At 45.0% G+C, this 655-nt stretch carries 1 protein-coding gene; it reads left to right on the top strand.

Features of this window, described 5'->3' with window-relative positions:
* Positions 1 to 61: 61 nt before the first annotated feature.
* On the top strand, positions 62 to 655 hold a 594-nt coding region (locus tag R7R24_RS27595), incomplete at its 3' end, for a type IV pili methyl-accepting chemotaxis transducer N-terminal domain-containing protein (protein WP_318120258.1).

A 655-nucleotide genomic window follows, 5' to 3' on the forward strand; every position in this document is an offset into this window, starting at 1 on the left:
TTGAAAGTCAATGGGTTCATTGCGTGTACAAGTTGGACAATTAATAGGCGAGGAACTCTGATTGTTTAAAAATGTGAAAAAGTCAGTAACGCGCACGATTGCGTCCGCGATGCTTCTGATTTTGTTGTTATCAGTAGCAACGACTGGCTTTGCTATTTTTACCCTTGCGTCAAGCCTAAATGACGCAGAAGCCGTCAACGTGGCGGGGTCGATGCGCATGCAAAGTTATCGTTTAGCACACGACATTCAGATTCGATCTGTTGATTATTCTTCACATATTGACGCATTTGAGCACTCTATTTACTCGCCTTCGATGAAAGCACTTCAGCATTGGTCTGTGCCGGAAGACATCACTCACGATTACTATCGCTTAATCATGCGATGGCACGAGTTAAAATCGGTGTTGAGAGGGGAGGACCCAAGCCAATATCAACTCTTGGTCGCGGGCTTTGTTCAGCAGATCGACGACTTTGTGTTTAAGCTGCAAAACTTTTCTGAGCAGAAGCTCATCAACTTAGCTTGGATTGGTGGGTTAGGGCTGGGCGGCATTCTTTGCGCCAGTATGTTTGTTGTCCACTTTATACGTTTGGAAGTTGTGAGGCCGCTGCGTGCACTAGTATTCGCAAGTGAACGAATTAAAAATCGCTCTTTTGAT

The organism is Vibrio sp. 704 (genome assembly GCF_033339295.1).